Consider the following 15691-nt stretch of genomic DNA (forward strand, 5'->3'; position numbering starts at 1 on the left):
CGGTCCGCCGGGGCCGCGCCGGCCGCGCGCCCGCGCGGCGTTCAGGACGCCGTCAGCCCGTCCGCGGGCCGGGGCGCGGCGGTGGGCCCGACGGGGCGGGCGCGGGCGTCGAGGCCGCGGTGCAGGTCGGCGCGGCCCCGGACGCCGAGCTTGCGGTAGACGTTGGTCAGGTGCATCTCCACCGTGCGGGGAGTGATGAACAACGTCTCGGCGATCTTCTTGTTGCTGTGGCCGCGTCCGGCCAGCGCGGCGATGCGGCGTTCGCTGTGGGTCAGGGAGTCCAGCGGGCCGGCGGCGAGCTGGGGCATGCGTCCGCCGGCGGTGAGCAGCGCCTCGCGGGCGAGGGCGGTGAGGACGTGGTAGCCGCAGCGGGTGGCGAGTTCGATGGCGTGGCGCAGGTGGCCGCGCGCGGCCCGGGCGTCGCCGAGGTCGAGCAGTTCGCGGCCCAACCGGTAGGCGGCCTTCGCTCGTTCGAGGCGGGCGGGTGAGTCGGCGAGCGTCTCGACGGCCTCGGCGAGCAGGGTCGTGCGGGCGCGCCCCTCGGCGACGGAGGCCGCCGCGACCGAGGCGAGGCCGAGGGCGCGCGCGGTTCCCCAGCGGCGGGCCCGGTCCTGGGCCTCCTCGACGGCCTCGGCGGCCTCGTCGGCCCGGCCCAGGCGGGCGAGGGTGGTGGCGGTGGGCAGCCACCAGGGGGCCAGCACGGGGTTGGCGATGCCGGCCTCCCGCTGGCTGCGGCCGCAGCGCCGCCACAGCGCGAGCGCGCCTTCGAGGTCGCCCAGTTCCCGCAGGATCCGGCCCTTGGTGTACAGGTAGTGGTGCCATTCCCAGACGCCGCGTTCCAGGTGGGGCGCGGTGCGGGCGAGGGTGTCGAGCACGGCGCCGGCGCGCCGGGCGTCGCCCTGGGACAGGAGTGCGGAGCCGAGCGCGATGTGGGCCAGCGGCGGGACGCCCGCGGGTGCGGTCGCCCCGACGGCCGCCAGCGCGTCGCGTGCGGCGCCGGGCACGTCGCCGATGCCGTGCAGGATGAGGGAGCGGCCGGCGAGGGCGGCGTGGCGCGGCCACAGGGGCGGGTGGGTCCGCGTCGGGGACAGCGCCTGGTCCAGTGCGGCGAGGGCCTCGTCGACGTGGTCGGCGAGCGCGAGGACGGCGGAGGCGCAGAACACCCCCCATCCGGCGGTGCCCGGCTCGTCGGCGCGCAGGGACTGCCGGGCGAGGTCGGCGGCCCGGTCGGCCGCTCCGCCGTCCAGGGCCGCGACGGCGCCGAGGGCCGCGAGGACGCGGCGGTCGGCGGGGCCGTGTCCGCCGGGTACGGCCATGCCGGCGGCGCGGGCCCGGGCGGCGGGCAGGGCGTCCCGGTCGTTCACGGCGGTGGCCAGCAGGGCGGATTCGACGGTGGCGCGGACCTCGCGGTCCGCCGGGTCAGGGGCGTCGCTCGCCGCGGTGGGCAGGTCGTCCAGGAGGCGTTCCAGTAATCGCAGGGCCTCGCGGGCCCGGCGGGTGCCGAGCGCCATCATGGCGTACCGCACGGCGACGGGGGCCCGCTCGCGCGGTTCGGGGGTGAGGGCGAGTGCCCGGCGCAGGTGCCACAGGGCGGGGGCCGGGGCGACGGCGGTGCGGGCGGCCGCTTCGGCCAACTCGACGTGCAGGCTCTTGCGTTCGGTGTCGGTGAGTTCGCGGCCCGCGTCGCGCAGGCCGCGGCCGGCGGCCCGGAGGGTGGCCCGGGTGGGGGCCTCGGCGGCGGCGTCGCGCAGGACCGCGAACATCCAGGGTTCGTCGATCCGGTCCAGCGGGGCGAGTTGCTCGGCGACCTCGGCCGCGGGCCGTCCGGCGTCGTTGAGGACCCGGGCGGCCCGTATCCGCAGGTCGCGCAGTTCGGGCTCGGCGACGCCGGTGAGGACGGCCGTACGGATCTCCTCGCGCATCCGCGGCGGTCCGTCGGCCGGTACGGCCCCGATCCGGCGCAGCCGGGCCAGGGCGGACTCCACGCGTCGGGCGTCCGTGCCGCAGAGCGCGGCGAGCGGGTCGACGGTGGTGCGGCCGAGCACCGCGAGGGCGGTGGCCACCCGTCGTACGGATCGGGGTCCGACGGCGAGGAAGCCGGGGACCAGGGGGGTGAGCGCGGTCTGGTGGAGGGTGCCCAGTCGGTGCAGGCCGTCCGCGTCCGGCGGGACGTCGGCGGCGCGCAGGACGGTGAGCAGGCGGTCGAGCAGCAGCGGGTTGCCGCCGGTGAGTTCGGCGCAGCGACGGGTGAAGGACGCGTCCGCGGGTCTGCCGAGCGTCCGGGTGATCAGGCGTCGGGTGCCGGCCTCGTCGAGCGGGCCCAGGCGCAGCAGGGCGCAGCGGTCCTGGGCGAGGATCCCGTCGAGTACGGGCGTCCCGGGGCCGGGGGCGTCGGTGCGGTGGGCGAGGAGGAGCAGCAGGGGGTGGCCGGTGGCCCGGCGCAGGATGAAGTCGAGGCAGCGCAGGGAGGCTTCGTCGCACCACTGGGCGTCGTCGACGAGGAGGGCGGTGGGACCGGCCGCCAGGAGGTCCAGGGCGTGTCGTTGGAGCCGCCGCCAGTCGTGGTGGACGTCGTACGGTTCGGGGGCGGCGCCGGTGCCGGGGTGTTCGGGGCGGGGGTGTTCGGGGCGGGGGTGTTCGGCACCGGGGTGTTCGGCACCGGGGTCTTCGGGGCGGAGGTGTTCGGTGCCGGGGTGTTCGGCACCGGGGTGTTCGGGGCGGGGGTGTTCGGCACCCGGGTGCTCGGGGCGGGGCGGCGCGGGTGGCGGTGTGAGGAGGGCGTCGACGGCGCGGGTGCCGGCGCCCTGCGGCCGGCCGGTGACGTGCCGTACGGCGAACGCGTCCGCCGCGAGCCGCTCCCCCGCCGCCGCGAGGAGGCGGGTCCTGCCGATTCCGGCGGGCCCGGCCAGCAGGACGGCCCGGGCGGCTCCGGCGCGGACTTCGGCGGCATGGCGCAGCAGCGCGGCGAATTCGGCGGTGCGACCGTCCGGGACCGGGGTCCGGGTCGGTTCCTGAACCGTTCCGGGGGTGAACGCCACCGCGGTTGCCTCCTCTTGCGCGAGAGGGCTTCCGGTTCCGGCTTTCCGCTCGCCGGCCGTCGGAATGTCCCTGCCTGACCAGGATCGTAGGGGATGGGATTTACCGACTCAGGGGGGATCCGGCCGATTTGAGACACAATCGGCGGTGGTGTGGCCGAAGTCCGGCGGGCTTCCGGAGGCCGTCGGCGTGCGATCGCGCCGCGTTTCGGACTTTCCCTTTCCTCCCCTTGTCCCGGGTCCGGAGAAACAAAGGGAATGGATCCGTGAGCGGGTTTCGTCGCGGCCGATATCCGGCCATTGATCCGCCCCCGTCGGGCTGGGTTATCGTGCCCGGGCAGTGGTCCGCCGCCGACCGAACGGAGTGTCCCCGTGCAGCAGTCCTCCTTGGAGCGCGCCTTCCCGCCGCCGGGCTGGACGCCCGCCCCCTGGCCCACGACGCGGCCCGGCCCCGCGGAGGGCGCGGTGGACCTGTGGCTGTTGCGGGTGCCGGACGCCGGGGCCGCGTCGGTGACCTTGGACCGAACCCCGTTGGACGCGGAGGAACGCTCCCGCGCCGCCGGGTTCGCGCGCCCCGTCGACGGGTACCGCTACACGGCCGCGCACCTGGCCCTGCGCCGGGTGCTGAGCGCCTACCGGGGGGTGGGCCCGGGCGAGTTGGGCTTCTTCCGGGAGCCCTGCCCCGGCTGCGGCGCGCCCCACGGCCGGCCGGCCCTGACCGGCACCGGGGGGCCGCACTTCTCGCTCTCGCACACCGGCGGCATGGTCCTGATCGCGGTGGCGGGGCGACCGGTCGGCGCCGACGTGGAGGGGCTGCCGGCCCCGGACCGGGTCGCCGGCGTGGTCGAGGCGCTCCACCCCGCGGAACGCGCCGCCGTCGGGGCCGCGCCGCCGGCCCTGCGCCCCGCGGTCTTCGCCCGTCTCTGGGCGCGCAAGGAGGCCTACCTCAAGGGGCTCGGCACCGGCCTGGGGCGCGGGCCGGACCTCGACTACCTGGGCGACCCCGGCCCCGGCGCACCGCCGCGCCCCTCCGGTTGGACGGTCCGCGACGTACCCCCCGGACCCCGGCACGCGGCGGCCCTGGCCCTGGCACACCCCCCGGGCGCCCCCGACCTCGCGGTCGGCACGTTCTTCCTCGGAACCCTGGACGACACGACGGCCCGAACACTGACGGACCGCTAGGCCGCGCCCCGCTCAGAGGTCCTCGGCGTCCGGCCGTCGCGGAACAACGCACCCGGTACTCCGGTGCGACTTCGTCATTCCACGTCCCGTCGGGCTCGCGTGGTGACTGTCAAACGGTGTCCTGCCCGATCGCCCGGAGGACATCGGCAAGCCAGACCAGGTGGTAACCCACGGCCCGGTCCGGGGCGGCGAGTAGGCCTTCGAGGTGCTGCCACGATTCGGAGAGTTGGCCGATCGTGATCGTTCTCGGTTCGTTGGGGACGTCGTAGAGTTCGTCGCCCGGAACGGACCAGAAGTAGTCGCGTTCGAGTGCCACGGTGCTGCCGGCTGACGCTTCGATGTGTTGCAGTGCCAGCTCGAAGGCGTGCCGGAGCTGGTCAAGCGGGATCTGCAGGGGTTCGTCGTCCATGCGCTCATCTTGTCGATCAGGGGCCGTCGGGCTGGAGCAAGGGGTTCGGCGCCGCCCTGGACCCGGCCGGGAGTGGGAGCGGCCACCGCGTGGTCATCGGGGGTCGCGTGGACTCCTGAAGATCGTGCGGTGGCCGCGGGCCATAGCGTAGACGCTGCCCGCCGGCGGGGGACGGGCGCCGATCGACCCCGGCCGTCGCCTGTTCCGCCCGGGTACGGATCGACTCCGGCCGCACCCTCGTCCGCGCGGACACCGTCACCGGCCGTCTGCCCCGCGAAGTCGGACCGGAGGACTAGGCCGGCGCTGTCCAGTCGGGGTCGCGGCCGCTCAGGCCGATCGCCCGGGCGAGCAGTGGGGCGGTGTCCGGTACGGGGACGGCGGGGCCGAAGAGGCCGTCCGTGCCGTCGGCGGACTCGGCGGCGGCCTCCGCGAGGAAGGCGTGGGCGGCGCCGAGCGCGGCCCGGTCGGGTACGTACTCCTGGCCGGTGGCGCGGGCCAGGTCCCACCCGTGGACCACCAGTTCGTCGACGGCCACGGCGCCCGCGACCGCGCCGGGCAGGTCCACGCCGCCCGCGCGGGTCATGCCGGTCCAGGCGGCCGGGTCCTGCCAGGCTTCGGCCAGCTCGCCGAGGACCCGGGGCAGCCGCGTGCGCCAGTCCGGGGGCAGGGTGGGGGTGGCCGCGCTCGGGTCCGTGTCCGTCGTGGGGCCCAGGTCCTTGCGGGCGGCGTCGCGGAAGGCGACCGCGAGTCCGGTGAGGTGGCCCAGGAGGTCCGCGACCGAGTAGTCGGGGCAGGGCGTCCGACGGTCGAGCCGGGAGTCGGGGACGCCCTCCGCGAGACGGGCCACGATCCGGGCCTGTGGTGCGAGGTCGAGCACTGTCGTTTCGGTCATCCGCCGCTGCTCCGCCGCTCTCCCGGACGATGGGGCTGCAGCGTAGGACGCCGGCGGTGGCGGGCCGCGGCGCGACGCGACCCGGCGCGGGAAGTTCCCCCGGACGGAGCTGCAGGCGCCCGCCGGCCGCTGCGGTCAGCCGCCGTTCAGGATCTGGATCAGGTTGCCGCAGGTGTCGTCCAGGACGGCGGTGGTGACCGGGCCCGTCTCCAGCGGCTGCTGGGTGAAGCGCACGCCCAGCCGGCTCAGCCGCTCGAACTCGGCGGACACGTCCTCCACGGCGAAGGCGGCGAGCGGGATGCCGTCCTCGGCCAGTCCCTCCCGGTACGCCTTGACCACGGGGTGACGGGCGGGTTCCAGCAGCAGTTCGGTCCCGTCGGGGGCCTCGGGCGAGACCACGGTCAGCCACCGGTCCTCGCCCAACGGGACGTCGTGCTTCTTCACGAAGCCGAGCACCTCGGTGTAGAAGCGCAGGGCCTTCTCCTGGTCGTCGACGAAGACGCTGGTGCGGTGGATCCTCACGGGGCACTCTCCGGGGTGTCGCGCCTGAGCCACCGGGACGCGATGCGCTCAAGGGGTTCGGTTTTCAGGTCGTGGAACTTGTAGCGGCCCTCGCGCCGCGATGCGACGAGGCCCGCGGCCTCCAGTACGGCCAGGTGCTGGCTGATCGCCTGGCGGGAAAGGCCCAGGCCGTGCCTGGTGACCAGTCGCGCGCATATCTCGAAGAGGGTCTGGCCGTCCCGTTCCACCAGTTCGTCGAGGATGCGCCGCCGGGTGGGGTCGGCCAGCGCCTTGAAGACGTCTTCCGCCATGACCACCATCATAGGCAAGTGACGGCTTGCCTATCAAGTCGGGTGCGGGGGCAGCGGCCGATCGGCCCTGTGACATGATCTTGCCGCCGCGTCCCGCCGCCCCGTCACGGCCGCCGCGGCGGCCGGCGTCGTCACCGCCGGCACCCTCCGACCGGGGAGCGCGCGCCATCTCCTTCCACCTGCGGTTCTTCTTCGAGTACGGCGTCGACACCCCGGTGTGGCCGGGCCCCTCGGGCGCGCCCGACCTCGACAGCCCCTACGGATACCCCTGCGCTCCGCGGGACCTGCCCGTCACCGCGGCCACCGCGACCGAGCTCGTCCGGCTCGCCGACGTGTACCAGTCCTCCCTCGACTGGAACGACCCTGCGGGCCCCTCGCCCTGGACCGCGGAGCGGTGGGAGTCGTTCGGCCGCGAGGCGGACGCGGCGCTGGGGGCGTTGCGCCGCGACCTGGGTGACGGCTGGACGGTCGAGGACCGCAGACGGTGAGCGCCCGGACGGCGCGGCTGGTCACCGACGGGCTCGCCCCCAGGACGTGGATCGCCGCCGACACGGTGATCGTCGGGTGGCACACCGCCGGTCCGGCCGGCGTCGGTTGGGGCCTGGTCGGCGTCCTGTTCGCCGCGGTCCTTCCGTTGGCCTTCATCAAGCGCGGGATGCGGCGGGGCCGTTGGGCGGACCGGCACGTCGCGTCGAGGCGCCAGCGCGTCGTCGTGATCGGCTTCGCCGCCGCCTCGGTCGCCACCGGCGTCCTCGCGCTCTCGGTCCTCGGGGCCCCGCGGACCGTGATCGCGCTGATCGTCGCCATGCTGGTCACCCTCGCGGCCCTCCTCGCGGTGACCCCCCTCTGGAAGATCAGCGTGCACACGGCCGTGGCCGCCGGAAGCGTCGCCCTGCTCGTCATGGTCCTCGGTCCCCTCCCGCTCCTCGCCCTCCCGCTGGTGGCCCTGGTCGGCTGGTCGCGGATCGCGCTGCGGGACCACACGCCCGCCCAGGTCCTCGCGGGAGCCGCGGTGGGCGCGGCCGTCGCGGCCGGTGCCTTCGCGCTGTTCCGTTAGCCCCGTTCGGAGGCGGCCCGACGCGGCGTTTCATCGGGATGTCATCGCCCCCTGCCACGGTCGTGCGGTGCACCGGCCCGGGCGCGCTCCGCGTCGGGCCGGGACGCGCAGGCCGACGAGACGGCGAGATGACGAGATGGGGAGGACGGAAATGCGAGCCAGGAGGATCACGTCCGCGTTGGCGGGGCTTCTGCTGACGGTCGGGCTTTCGGCGGCGCAGGGGACGGGCGCCTCGGCGGCCCCGGCGCGGGCGACGGCTCCGTGCGAGGGCACCTACACGATCGTCGTCGGGGGCACCGGCAGTTCCTGGAACAACGACGGCTTCACCGGCAACATCCAGCAGCACGTCGGATATCCCACCCAGATCCCCAACGGTGCGAGCGCCCGGGCGGGCGTCAACGAGCTGAACCGGCTGGTGCGCGACCAACGCCGCGCCTGTCCGGGCCAGCACGTCAAGATGGGCGGCTACTCGCTGGGCGCGGCCGTCGTGCACATCTGGGTCACCGAGAACTGGCAGACGTTCGACAACGTCAACGCCATCCTGATCGCGGACCCCAAGCGCCAGGGCGGTCCCGGGGCCAACGGCGGATCGGTGCCCTTCGGCGGCATCGTCGGCGCTCCGCTCGCCGGGGCCGACCGGTTCTTCGGCAACGTCCCCGTCAAGTCGATCTGTCACTGGGACTACGTCTGCGACGAGTCCGCCGGGATCTGGACCTACCCCGGCAACCACGTCAGGAACTACCCCATGGACTTCAACATGGACCACCACAACGACGGCGCCCACGAGCAGTGGTACAACGGCGCCTGGTACCCCTGGTAGGCCCGTGGGGCGCGCCGGCCGGACCCCTCACCGCCCGTGGGTGAGCGGCGCCGGCCGGCGCCCGCCGGAGGCTTCGTCGCCGGCTTCGTCGCCGCGCAGGATCCGCGCGTGCGTCCGCTCCAGCATCCGGCTCGGTGGCACGCCGAGGTCGTCCGCGAGACGGCGGCGGACGCGGTCGTACACGGCCGACGCCTCGGTCCGCCGACCGCACCGGCACAGCGTCCGCATCAACGTCGCGGCCACCGACTCGTCGAGGGGGTGCGCCGCGTGGAGGGCGAACAGCTCGGCGAGGGCGTCGAAGTGCCGGCCCAGCCGCAGCTGCCACTGCGACTTGCGCCGTACGAGGGCGATCCCGCGCTCGGTGAGCCGCAGCCGCTCCCGCTCGGCCAGCGGTCCGGGCAGTCCGGCCAGCGGTTCCCCGCGGAACAGGTCCAGGGCCTCGGAGCACAGGCGGACCACCTCGGCCCCCTCACCCGCCCGATCGGCCCGCCCGATGGCGGTGAGGAGTTCCTCCAGGCACGCCACGTCCACCTCGACCGCGCCGGGGGCCAGCCGGTAGCCGCACCGGTCGTGCTCGATCACCGGTCCCCGCACGTCGCCGGTGCCGACACCGTCGCCGCCCTCGCCGATGTGCAGCGTCTTGCGCAGCCGGTAGACGTACACGGGCACCACGTTGGTGAGGGGTGGTTCCATCCCCCATACGCCGTCGAGCAGTTCCCGCCGGCTGACCGTGCGCCCCGCGCCCAGCGCGAGGGCCGCCAGTACGGCCTGCCCGCGCAGGTGGCCCAGGTTCAGGGGGCGGCCGTCCTGCCAGGCCTGGAGCGGGCCGAGCAGGGAGATCCGTACCCTCGGTCCCGGCTCCCGCTCCGGCGTCCGGCCGACGACGGTCCGCGGCACGGTCCGCACCGCCCGGGTCCGGGGGCCGCGGCCGGGGACGACCAGTCCGCAGTCGAAGGCGTGGACGATGGCGGCGGCCCGGTCGCGCAACCCCAGCGCGGCGAGGATCCGGGCGAGGTGGCGGGCCACGGCGTCCTCGGGGATGGCGAGGTCCGCGGCGATCTCGTCGTCCCGCAGGCCGCAGCCGACGGCGTGCAGGACCTCGCGTTCCCGGTCCCGGAGCACGGTGGCGGCCGGCCGGCCGGTGGTGGCGGTCGTCGGCATCGCTGCTCCCCTGGCTCGTCGCCCGGCCCGTCGCTCCGGCGTACGCGTCGACAAGCTAGCGGCGCCGCCGCCGGTCGAGGCATCCGGAACGCTCCGGGGTGACGGCCTCGGAACCCGGCGCACGCGGCCCGGCGACCCGGGCCCGGTGGGGCGGAGGGCGTCACGTTCGGCGCCGCCGGTCCGTCCCCTCCTCGGAAGCGCGAGAAGGGATCGCCGTGAAGGTCGTCGTCGTGTGCGTCTCCGTGTCGCACGGCCATACCCCGCGCCTCGCCCGTGCCATGGCCCCGGTGCCGGACGGCGACGGGCGCCGTCAGCGGGCGGGTTCGATGCCCCAGGCGGCGGCCCGGGCCGCGGCGGCCGCCCGGTTGGGGAGGTCGAGCTTGGCCAGGATGTGCTCGACGTGGGTGCCCACGGTGCGCGGGGTGACGTACAGCCGCGCGGCGATCTCCCGGTTGGTGCGGCCCGCGGTGAGTTCCGCCAGCACCTGGAGTTCACGCGGCGAGAGTCCGCCCGGGCCTCGCCCGGCCGTGCCCGGTCCGGCTCCGGCGGCCGTTTCGGGCGCGGGGCGGGCGCGCGGGGCGACGGCCGCGGCGAAGGCCTCGCTGAGGAGCGTGACCACGGCGTGCGCGGGGTCGGGGGTGCGCCGGGGCCGGCGGGTGCTGACGTTCAGCATGCCGACGTAGCGGCCGTCGCCGTCGAACAGGCACTGGGCCACGCCGTCCTCGATGCCGAGGGGGCGCAACACCTCCTGGAAGCCCGGGGAGGCGGCGAGGAGGCGGCGGGGGACGTCCCTGAGCCAGAGGCCGCCGCTGTCCGGGCTGCGGAGCACGGGGAACACCGGGTCGAGGTGCAGACGGGTCTCGATGTAGGCCGTGGCGTCGTCCGGGTAGCTCCCGGCGAGGGTGGAGTGGCGTCCGCGCAGGGGGTCCCAGCGGGTGAGGGACGCGTGGTCGTACTCCATCACCTCCGACAGGGCCGCCAGGACCGTGTCCACACCGTTCTCGCCGGTCGTGGCGTTCCTGGCGGCTTCACGGACGTGCACGGCCGCGTCGAGGATGTCTGCCGTGCTCCGCTCCGCGCTCATGATCAAACGATCATAAGGTTCCCGAAAGGCGTCAGTCGCCCGGGGTGTCGTGCACGGCGTCGTGCGCGGCCTCGTACACGATCCCGCCGTTCATGACGGTGAGCACGACGGGCATCGTCGGGATGTCGTGCGGGTCCGCGGCGAGGAGGTCCCCGTCGAGCACGCACAGGTCGGCGACCTTGCCCGGCTCCAGGGAGCCCTTCCAGTCGTCGGCGAAGTCCTGCCAGGCCGCGTCGATCGTGTACGTGCGCAACGCCTCGGCCAGGCCGATGCGCTGCTCCGGGCCGCTGACCCGGCCGGCCGCCTTCGACTCGCGCAGCATCATGGTGGCGACGCCCTGGCGCCAGTCCGGGTGGGTGACGGGGGCGTCGGACCCGCTCGCGACCCGCACGCCGGCGTCGAGGGCGTCGCGGTAGGGCCACGCGTAGGCGGCGCGGCCGGCGCCGACGAACTCCTCCTCCATGTCGGCGACGGTCCACTTGATGGTGGGGTTCATGTTGACGCCGAAGCCGTGCGCGGCCAGCACCTTCATGCTGTGCGCGGTGAGGAAGTCGCCGTGGATGACGTAGTGGCGGGCGTCGGGCCGCGGGTGTTCGGCCATGGCCGCGGCGAAGGAGTCCGCGACGGTGTCGATGGCCCGGTCCCCGGTGACGTGGATGCCCAACTGGTATCCGGCCAGGTGGGCGTGGCGGACGATGGCGTCGATCTCGGCGATCCGCTCGTCGTCGGTGTCGCCGCCGACGCACAGGGAGCCGCAGCCGCCGCCGACGTACGGCTCGTGCATCCAGGCCGTCTTGTTGGGGACGATGCCGTCGGCGAAGACCTTGACCCCGTGGATCGCCAGGCGGCGCGGATCGGCGCCACCGGTGTCGCCGAGGCCGGCGAGGACCTCCGCGAACTCCTCGGCGGTGCTCGCCATTCCGGTGGGCAGGAGCAGGACGCCGAGGCGGGCGGTGAGTTCACCGGCGGCCAGCAGCTCGCGGTAGACCTCCAGGGTCTGCGCGCCGAGCGCGCCCCGCATGATGCCCTCGCCTCCGGGGCCGAGGCCGGGCTCGGTGTAGCTGGTGACGCCGAGGCGGGCGAGCGTGTCGAGGGTCGACCTGATCGCGTCGGTCCGTTCCTGCCGGCCGAGCGGCGGCAGCGCGTTCTGGACCAGGGCCTGGGCCCCCTCGTGGAGCATGCCGGTCGGCTCCCCGGCCTCGTCCACGACGATGGCCCCGCCGGGCGGTGCGACGGTGTGCCGGTCGATGCCGATGAGGTCCAGGGCCTTGGAGTTGACCCAGGTGGCGTGCCCGGAGAAGGAGTACAGGACGACGGGGTGGTCCGGGCTCACCGCGTCCAGGTCGTGCCGCGAGGGCGTGCGCGAGGGGTCCGCCAGGCATTCGTCGAGGTATCCGGTGTCCCAGCCGTGCCCGGTGATCCACTGCCCGTGCGGGGTGCGTGCGACGGCCTCCTCCACGGCGCCCGCCACGTCCGCCAGGCGGGAGACGGCGGGATGGCCGAGGTCGAGGGAGAGCGGCGGCGACGCCATGCCGAAGGCGCACCCGTGCAGGTGGGAATCGTTGATCCCGGGGAGCAGCGTCGCCCCCCGCAGTTCGACGACGCGGGTGTCGGGTCCGATGAGCGGTGCGACGTCGTCGGGCCCGCCGACGGCGCTGATGGTCCCACCGGTCACGGCGAGGGCCGAGGCGACGGAGAACTCCGCGTCGACCGTGACCACTCGCCCGCCGAGAAACACCAGGTCCGCGTACGTGTCCACAGAAGGTCAGTCCTTTCGAATACCCGGGCGTGCCGTCTCGACCCCGCCCGCGAACGATCTCCCGAGGACTATGGCGGGGGCGCCGCCCCCGCCACATCGGTCATTCCACCGATGGTGCCGGGCCGTCAGGCCCCCGTGCCCGTCCGGGCGCCGTACTTGCCTCCGCGGGAGGCCAGTTCCTTCAGCACGACGGCGGTGCGCCCGGTGAGGCAGGTCCGCCGCGGGGTGTCGTCGGGGCGGGTGAACTGGCCGACCGCGTCCTTGCGTCCGAGGGTCACGGCCCGCGCGAGGTAGCGCGGGACGTACGGCTCGGGCGCGCGGCCCTCGACCAGGCGGACGAGGTTGTCGGCGGCGCGCGCCGCCTGCGGTCCGGCGAGGGCGCAGGCGAACCGGGCCCCGGGGATCGCCGCGCAGTCGCCCACGGCGAAGATCCGTTCGTCGTCGACGCTGCGGAGGCGGTCGTCCACGAGCGCGCGGCCCCGTGCGTCGACCGCGAGCCCGCTGCGGGCCGCGAGGTCGGGGACGTCCGCGACGACGGCCCACAGGGTCAGGTCGGTGGTGAACGACCTTCCCGAGTCGAGGTGCGCGAGGCCGCCGGCGACCCGCGTCACGCCGTCGTCCACGACGTCGACGCCGAGCTTCTCCAGGCCGGCGCGGACCCGGGCCCGGGCCCGGTGGGAGAAGTCCGCGGCCACCGACCGCCCGACGATCCGCACCCGCAGGTCGGGCCTGGCCTCGGCCACCTCGGCCGCCGTCTCGACGCCCGTCGCGCCGCCCCCGATCACCGTGACGGCGCTGTCCGGGGCGAGGGCGGCGAGTGCCGCCCGGGCCTCCTCCGCGCCCTCCCAGGTACCCACGGGGACCGTCCCCGGCATCGCCCGGGCGGTGCTGCCGACGGCGAGGAAGGCGTGGTCGAAGTCGAGGAAGGTGCCGTCGTCGAGGACGACGGCGCCGTCGCCGATCCTGTCGACGGTGGCGACACGGGAGGCGATCCCGGCACGGAGCATCGACGTCAGGGGCGTCGCGGCGAGGGTGGTCCCGGCCACCTGCTGGTGCAGCCGTACCCGTTCCACGAAGTCGGGGCGCGGGTTGATCACCGTGATCTCGGCCCCCTTCAGCCTCCTGGCGAGTCGGTTCGCCGCGAACACGCCCGCGTATCCGGCGCCCACCACCACGATCTTCACGCTCTTCATGCCGCTCTCCCTGTCCGTCTGTCGGCCTGCCGGCCCGTCCGCCTGCCGGCCCGTGCGTCGTCGCCGTGGGACCGGTCGGACAGGAGATGCCGGCGGCGCGCGGCCTGTGACACGCCTTCGCCGTGTCGCACGTCACACCACGGCGGGTGTCACAGCTCGGGGCCGGTCGGTGTCCTGTGGGTGATCACACCGGCGGGGGCGACGCCCGATCGACCCCCGATCGACCCCCGACCGACGGTCGAGAGACTGGAGAGACCCGATGACCGAGGCCGACCGCGCGAACCCCGCCACCGAGGTGTTCGTGGCCCACCGCAACCTGCTGTTCACCGTGGCCTACGAGATCCTCGGGTCGGCCGCCGACGCCGAGGACGTGCTCCAGGAGACCTGGCTGCGCTGGGCGGGCGTCGACCTCGACGCGGTGCGCGACCGGCGCGCCTACCTGGTCCGGATCACCACGCGCCAGGCGCTCGGCCGGCTGCGCGCGCTCGCGCGCCGCAAGGAGTCGTACGTGGGCCCCTGGCTTCCCGAGCCGCTGCTCACGGCGCCGGACGTGGCCGAACACGTGGAGCTGGTCGAGAACATGTCGATGGCGATGATGCTGGTCCTCGAGACGCTCGGGCCGACCGAGCGGGCCGTGTTCGTCCTGCGGGAGGTGTTCGGCGTCGGCTACGAGGAGATCGCCGAGGCCGTCGACAAGACCCCCGCGGCCGTCCGCCAGATCGCCCACCGGGCACGGGCCCACGTGGCCGCCCGCCGCCCCCGCGCCGCCGCCGGCCCGGACGAGACCCGGGCGGCGCTCGACGCGTTCCGGCGGGCGATCGAAACGGGGGACATGCGGGGCCTGTTCGACCTGCTGGCGCCGGACGTGGTCGCCCTGAGCGACGGCGGCGGCATCAGGCAGGCCATGCCGCACCCCACGGTGGGCGCCGACAAGGTGGCCCGCCTGCTGGTCGCGGGTGCGGCGGTGTGGGGCCCCGTGGCGACGCTGGAGCCCACCCACGTCAACGGGCATCCGGCCCTGATCGTCCGGGTCGACGGGGAGATCGACCTGGTCGTGGCCCTGCGGATCGAGGGCGGACTCGTCACCGGCATCTACTCGGTGCGCAACCCCGAGAAGCTGACGCACATGGAACGGGAGACCGGCGTCAGCCTCTGAGTCCCGGGGCGCTGGGCGCGCCCCGCGCCCCGGAGGGCGCGCCCCTATCGCCCGCCGCCCGCGTCGGGGAGGGCGCCTCGGCGGCCCGCCCACCATCCGAACCCGCCGGCGGCCACCGCGACCGCGGCCGTGACGGCGACCCCGACGCCCACCGAGCCGGCCTCGTGCCATCCGGTCCGGTCCAGGTTGGCGTGGACGAGGGACGCCTGGGCGCCCGTCAGGAACACGCCGCCCGACAGCAGCCCGGCGCCCGCCCACGGCCGCGCGGCCCCGCCCCCGAGCCGTACCGCGAGGGCGACGGAGAGCGCGAGGAGCACCCAGATCGCGGCCGGCAGCACCGACGTGGCCCACAGCGGTGTCGCGCCGTCGGGCTCCCCGGCCCGCCAGTGCGTGGCCAACGGGTCCGGGAGCCGGCCGCCGGCAGCCGGTGGCAGGGCCGCGAGCACGGCCAGGACGACCCCCGACCACAGGACCGCGCCCCGCGAGCACCGCTTCCGCCTCTTCTCCCGCTTCCCGGCGTCGTTCACGAAAGCCCCCTGATCGGTTCGACGGGCCCGCTCCGGCCTCCGTACCCAGGAAACCAGCGCCATCGGGTTCCCCACGCCCCGGGCCGGCGGATGCGGGCGGCGGCGGGCTGCTCTAGCGTCGGAAGAGGGGCGATCGAGGCCGGGGCGAGGCAGGTCCGGCCCCGCTCCCACGCGGATCCGGCACGTCCGGGTGCCGGCCCCGCGCCGATCCCGGAAAGCAGGTGCGTCCCATGCGCGCGTCGGCCCGTATCGCAAGCGTCCTGACCGGCCTGACCCTCGCCCTCGGCGGCGTCGCCCTCACGGCGCCCGCCGCCCACGCGGACGTCACGGCCTGCATCAACGAGGTCGAACGGGAACTGCGGGGCGGCGAAGCCCCCGACTCCATCCGCATGGCCTGCTACGTCGGCCTGACGGGGGACCACGAACAGTGCGTGACCGGCCTCACCGGGAGCGGCGTGACGAACGGAACCGCCGTGAGCGCGTGCAGGGTGGCCCCCCGGTAGGCGTTCCTCCCCCGGCGTTCCCCCTGGTGAGCGGCGCGCATTGGAGTTTCCGCCGATGCGGTGCGGCGTCCATGGTTCGGTAGGCGCCTTGCGCCCGGACC

At 75.3% G+C, this 15691-nt stretch carries 16 protein-coding genes; 6 read left to right on the forward strand and 10 right to left on the reverse strand.

Features of this window, described 5'->3' with window-relative positions; all coding sequences use genetic code 11:
* Positions 1-41 precede the first annotated feature (41 nt).
* Positions 42-3038: a helix-turn-helix transcriptional regulator gene (locus ACZ6ZI_RS04715; protein ID WP_469515921.1), complete on the reverse strand. Its 2997-nt coding sequence runs from the start codon at positions 3036-3038 to the stop codon at positions 42-44.
* 369 nt (positions 3039-3407) lie between these two features.
* On the opposite strand from ACZ6ZI_RS04715, the gene ACZ6ZI_RS04720 reads away from it, so the two are divergent.
* Complete coding sequence (locus tag ACZ6ZI_RS04720) at positions 3408-4217, forward strand: 4'-phosphopantetheinyl transferase family protein (protein WP_469515926.1); 810 nt, start codon at positions 3408-3410, stop codon at positions 4215-4217.
* Positions 4218-4326: 109 nt separating this feature from the next.
* Here the strand turns inward: ACZ6ZI_RS04720 and ACZ6ZI_RS04725 are convergent, their stop codons facing one another.
* From ACZ6ZI_RS04725 to ACZ6ZI_RS04740, 4 genes are all read right to left on the reverse strand, one after another.
* Positions 4327-4626 (reverse strand): hypothetical protein, encoded by a 300-nt coding sequence (locus ACZ6ZI_RS04725; protein ID WP_469515929.1) that lies wholly within the window; start codon positions 4624-4626, stop codon positions 4327-4329.
* A 292-nt stretch (positions 4627-4918) separates the two neighbouring features.
* Positions 4919-5518, reverse strand: coding sequence for a TIGR03086 family metal-binding protein (locus ACZ6ZI_RS04730; RefSeq protein WP_469515932.1), 600 nt, complete (start codon positions 5516-5518; stop codon positions 4919-4921).
* A gap of 135 nt (positions 5519-5653) precedes the next feature.
* Positions 5654-6040: a VOC family protein gene (locus ACZ6ZI_RS04735; RefSeq protein ID WP_469515936.1), complete on the reverse strand. Its 387-nt coding sequence runs from the start codon at positions 6038-6040 to the stop codon at positions 5654-5656.
* Entirely contained in the window at positions 6037-6330 is a 294-nt protein-coding gene (locus ACZ6ZI_RS04740; RefSeq protein WP_469515939.1) for an ArsR/SmtB family transcription factor, read from the reverse strand. Before ACZ6ZI_RS04740 ends, ACZ6ZI_RS04735 begins: the two co-directional genes overlap by 4 nt.
* 74 nt (positions 6331-6404) lie before the next feature.
* Between ACZ6ZI_RS04740 and ACZ6ZI_RS04745 the strand changes: the two genes are divergently transcribed.
* The 3 genes from ACZ6ZI_RS04745 to ACZ6ZI_RS04755 all read left to right on the forward strand — a co-directional run bounded on the left by ACZ6ZI_RS04745 (position 6405) and on the right by ACZ6ZI_RS04755 (position 8207).
* A complete protein-coding gene (locus ACZ6ZI_RS04745; RefSeq protein ID WP_469515942.1) occupies positions 6405-6818 on the forward strand; it encodes a hypothetical protein in 414 nt (137 codons plus the stop codon).
* Positions 6815-7387: a phosphatase PAP2 family protein gene (locus tag ACZ6ZI_RS04750; protein WP_469515946.1), complete on the forward strand. Its 573-nt coding sequence runs from the start codon at positions 6815-6817 to the stop codon at positions 7385-7387. Before ACZ6ZI_RS04745 ends, ACZ6ZI_RS04750 begins: the two co-directional genes overlap by 4 nt.
* Positions 7388-7538: 151 nt before the next feature.
* Positions 7539-8207 carry a cutinase family protein gene (locus ACZ6ZI_RS04755; RefSeq protein ID WP_469515949.1) on the forward strand — a complete coding sequence of 223 codons (669 nt, stop codon included), beginning with the start codon at positions 7539-7541 and terminating at the stop codon, positions 8205-8207.
* A 27-nt stretch (positions 8208-8234) separates the two neighbouring features.
* On the opposite strand, the gene ACZ6ZI_RS04760 is transcribed toward ACZ6ZI_RS04755, so the two are convergent.
* The 4 genes from ACZ6ZI_RS04760 to ACZ6ZI_RS04775 all read right to left on the reverse strand — a co-directional run bounded on the left by ACZ6ZI_RS04760 (position 8235) and on the right by ACZ6ZI_RS04775 (position 13404).
* The gene (locus tag ACZ6ZI_RS04760) at positions 8235-9368 is read right to left on the reverse strand and encodes an AfsR/SARP family transcriptional regulator (RefSeq protein ID WP_469515952.1); all 1134 of its coding nucleotides are present in this window, start codon (positions 9366-9368) and stop codon (positions 8235-8237) included.
* Between the two features lie 310 nt (positions 9369-9678).
* Entirely contained in the window at positions 9679-10452 is a 774-nt protein-coding gene (locus tag ACZ6ZI_RS04765; RefSeq protein WP_469515957.1) for a helix-turn-helix transcriptional regulator, read from the reverse strand.
* Positions 10453-10483: 31 nt separating this feature from the next.
* Entirely contained in the window at positions 10484-12211 is a 1728-nt protein-coding gene (locus ACZ6ZI_RS04770; RefSeq protein WP_469515960.1) for an amidohydrolase, read from the reverse strand.
* A 125-nt stretch (positions 12212-12336) separates the two neighbouring features.
* Positions 12337-13404, reverse strand: coding sequence for an NAD(P)/FAD-dependent oxidoreductase (locus ACZ6ZI_RS04775; protein ID WP_469515963.1), 1068 nt, complete (start codon positions 13402-13404; stop codon positions 12337-12339).
* Between the two features lie 259 nt (positions 13405-13663).
* Here ACZ6ZI_RS04775 and ACZ6ZI_RS04780 point away from each other — a divergent pair, with 259 nt between their 5' ends.
* The gene (locus ACZ6ZI_RS04780; RefSeq protein WP_469515967.1) at positions 13664-14560 is read left to right on the forward strand and encodes an RNA polymerase sigma-70 factor; all 897 of its coding nucleotides are present in this window, start codon (positions 13664-13666) and stop codon (positions 14558-14560) included.
* Between the two features lie 44 nt (positions 14561-14604).
* On the opposite strand, the gene ACZ6ZI_RS04785 is transcribed toward ACZ6ZI_RS04780, so the two are convergent.
* A complete protein-coding gene (locus ACZ6ZI_RS04785) occupies positions 14605-15087 on the reverse strand; it encodes a hypothetical protein (protein WP_469515969.1) in 483 nt (160 codons plus the stop codon).
* 230 nt (positions 15088-15317) lie between these two features.
* Between ACZ6ZI_RS04785 and ACZ6ZI_RS04790 the strand changes: the two genes are divergently transcribed.
* Positions 15318-15590, forward strand: a complete 273-nt coding sequence (locus ACZ6ZI_RS04790) for a hypothetical protein (protein ID WP_469515972.1) — start codon at positions 15318-15320, stop codon at positions 15588-15590.
* Positions 15591-15691 lie beyond the last annotated feature (101 nt).

It is taken from the genome of Streptomyces sp. NPDC103540 (genome assembly GCF_055584445.1).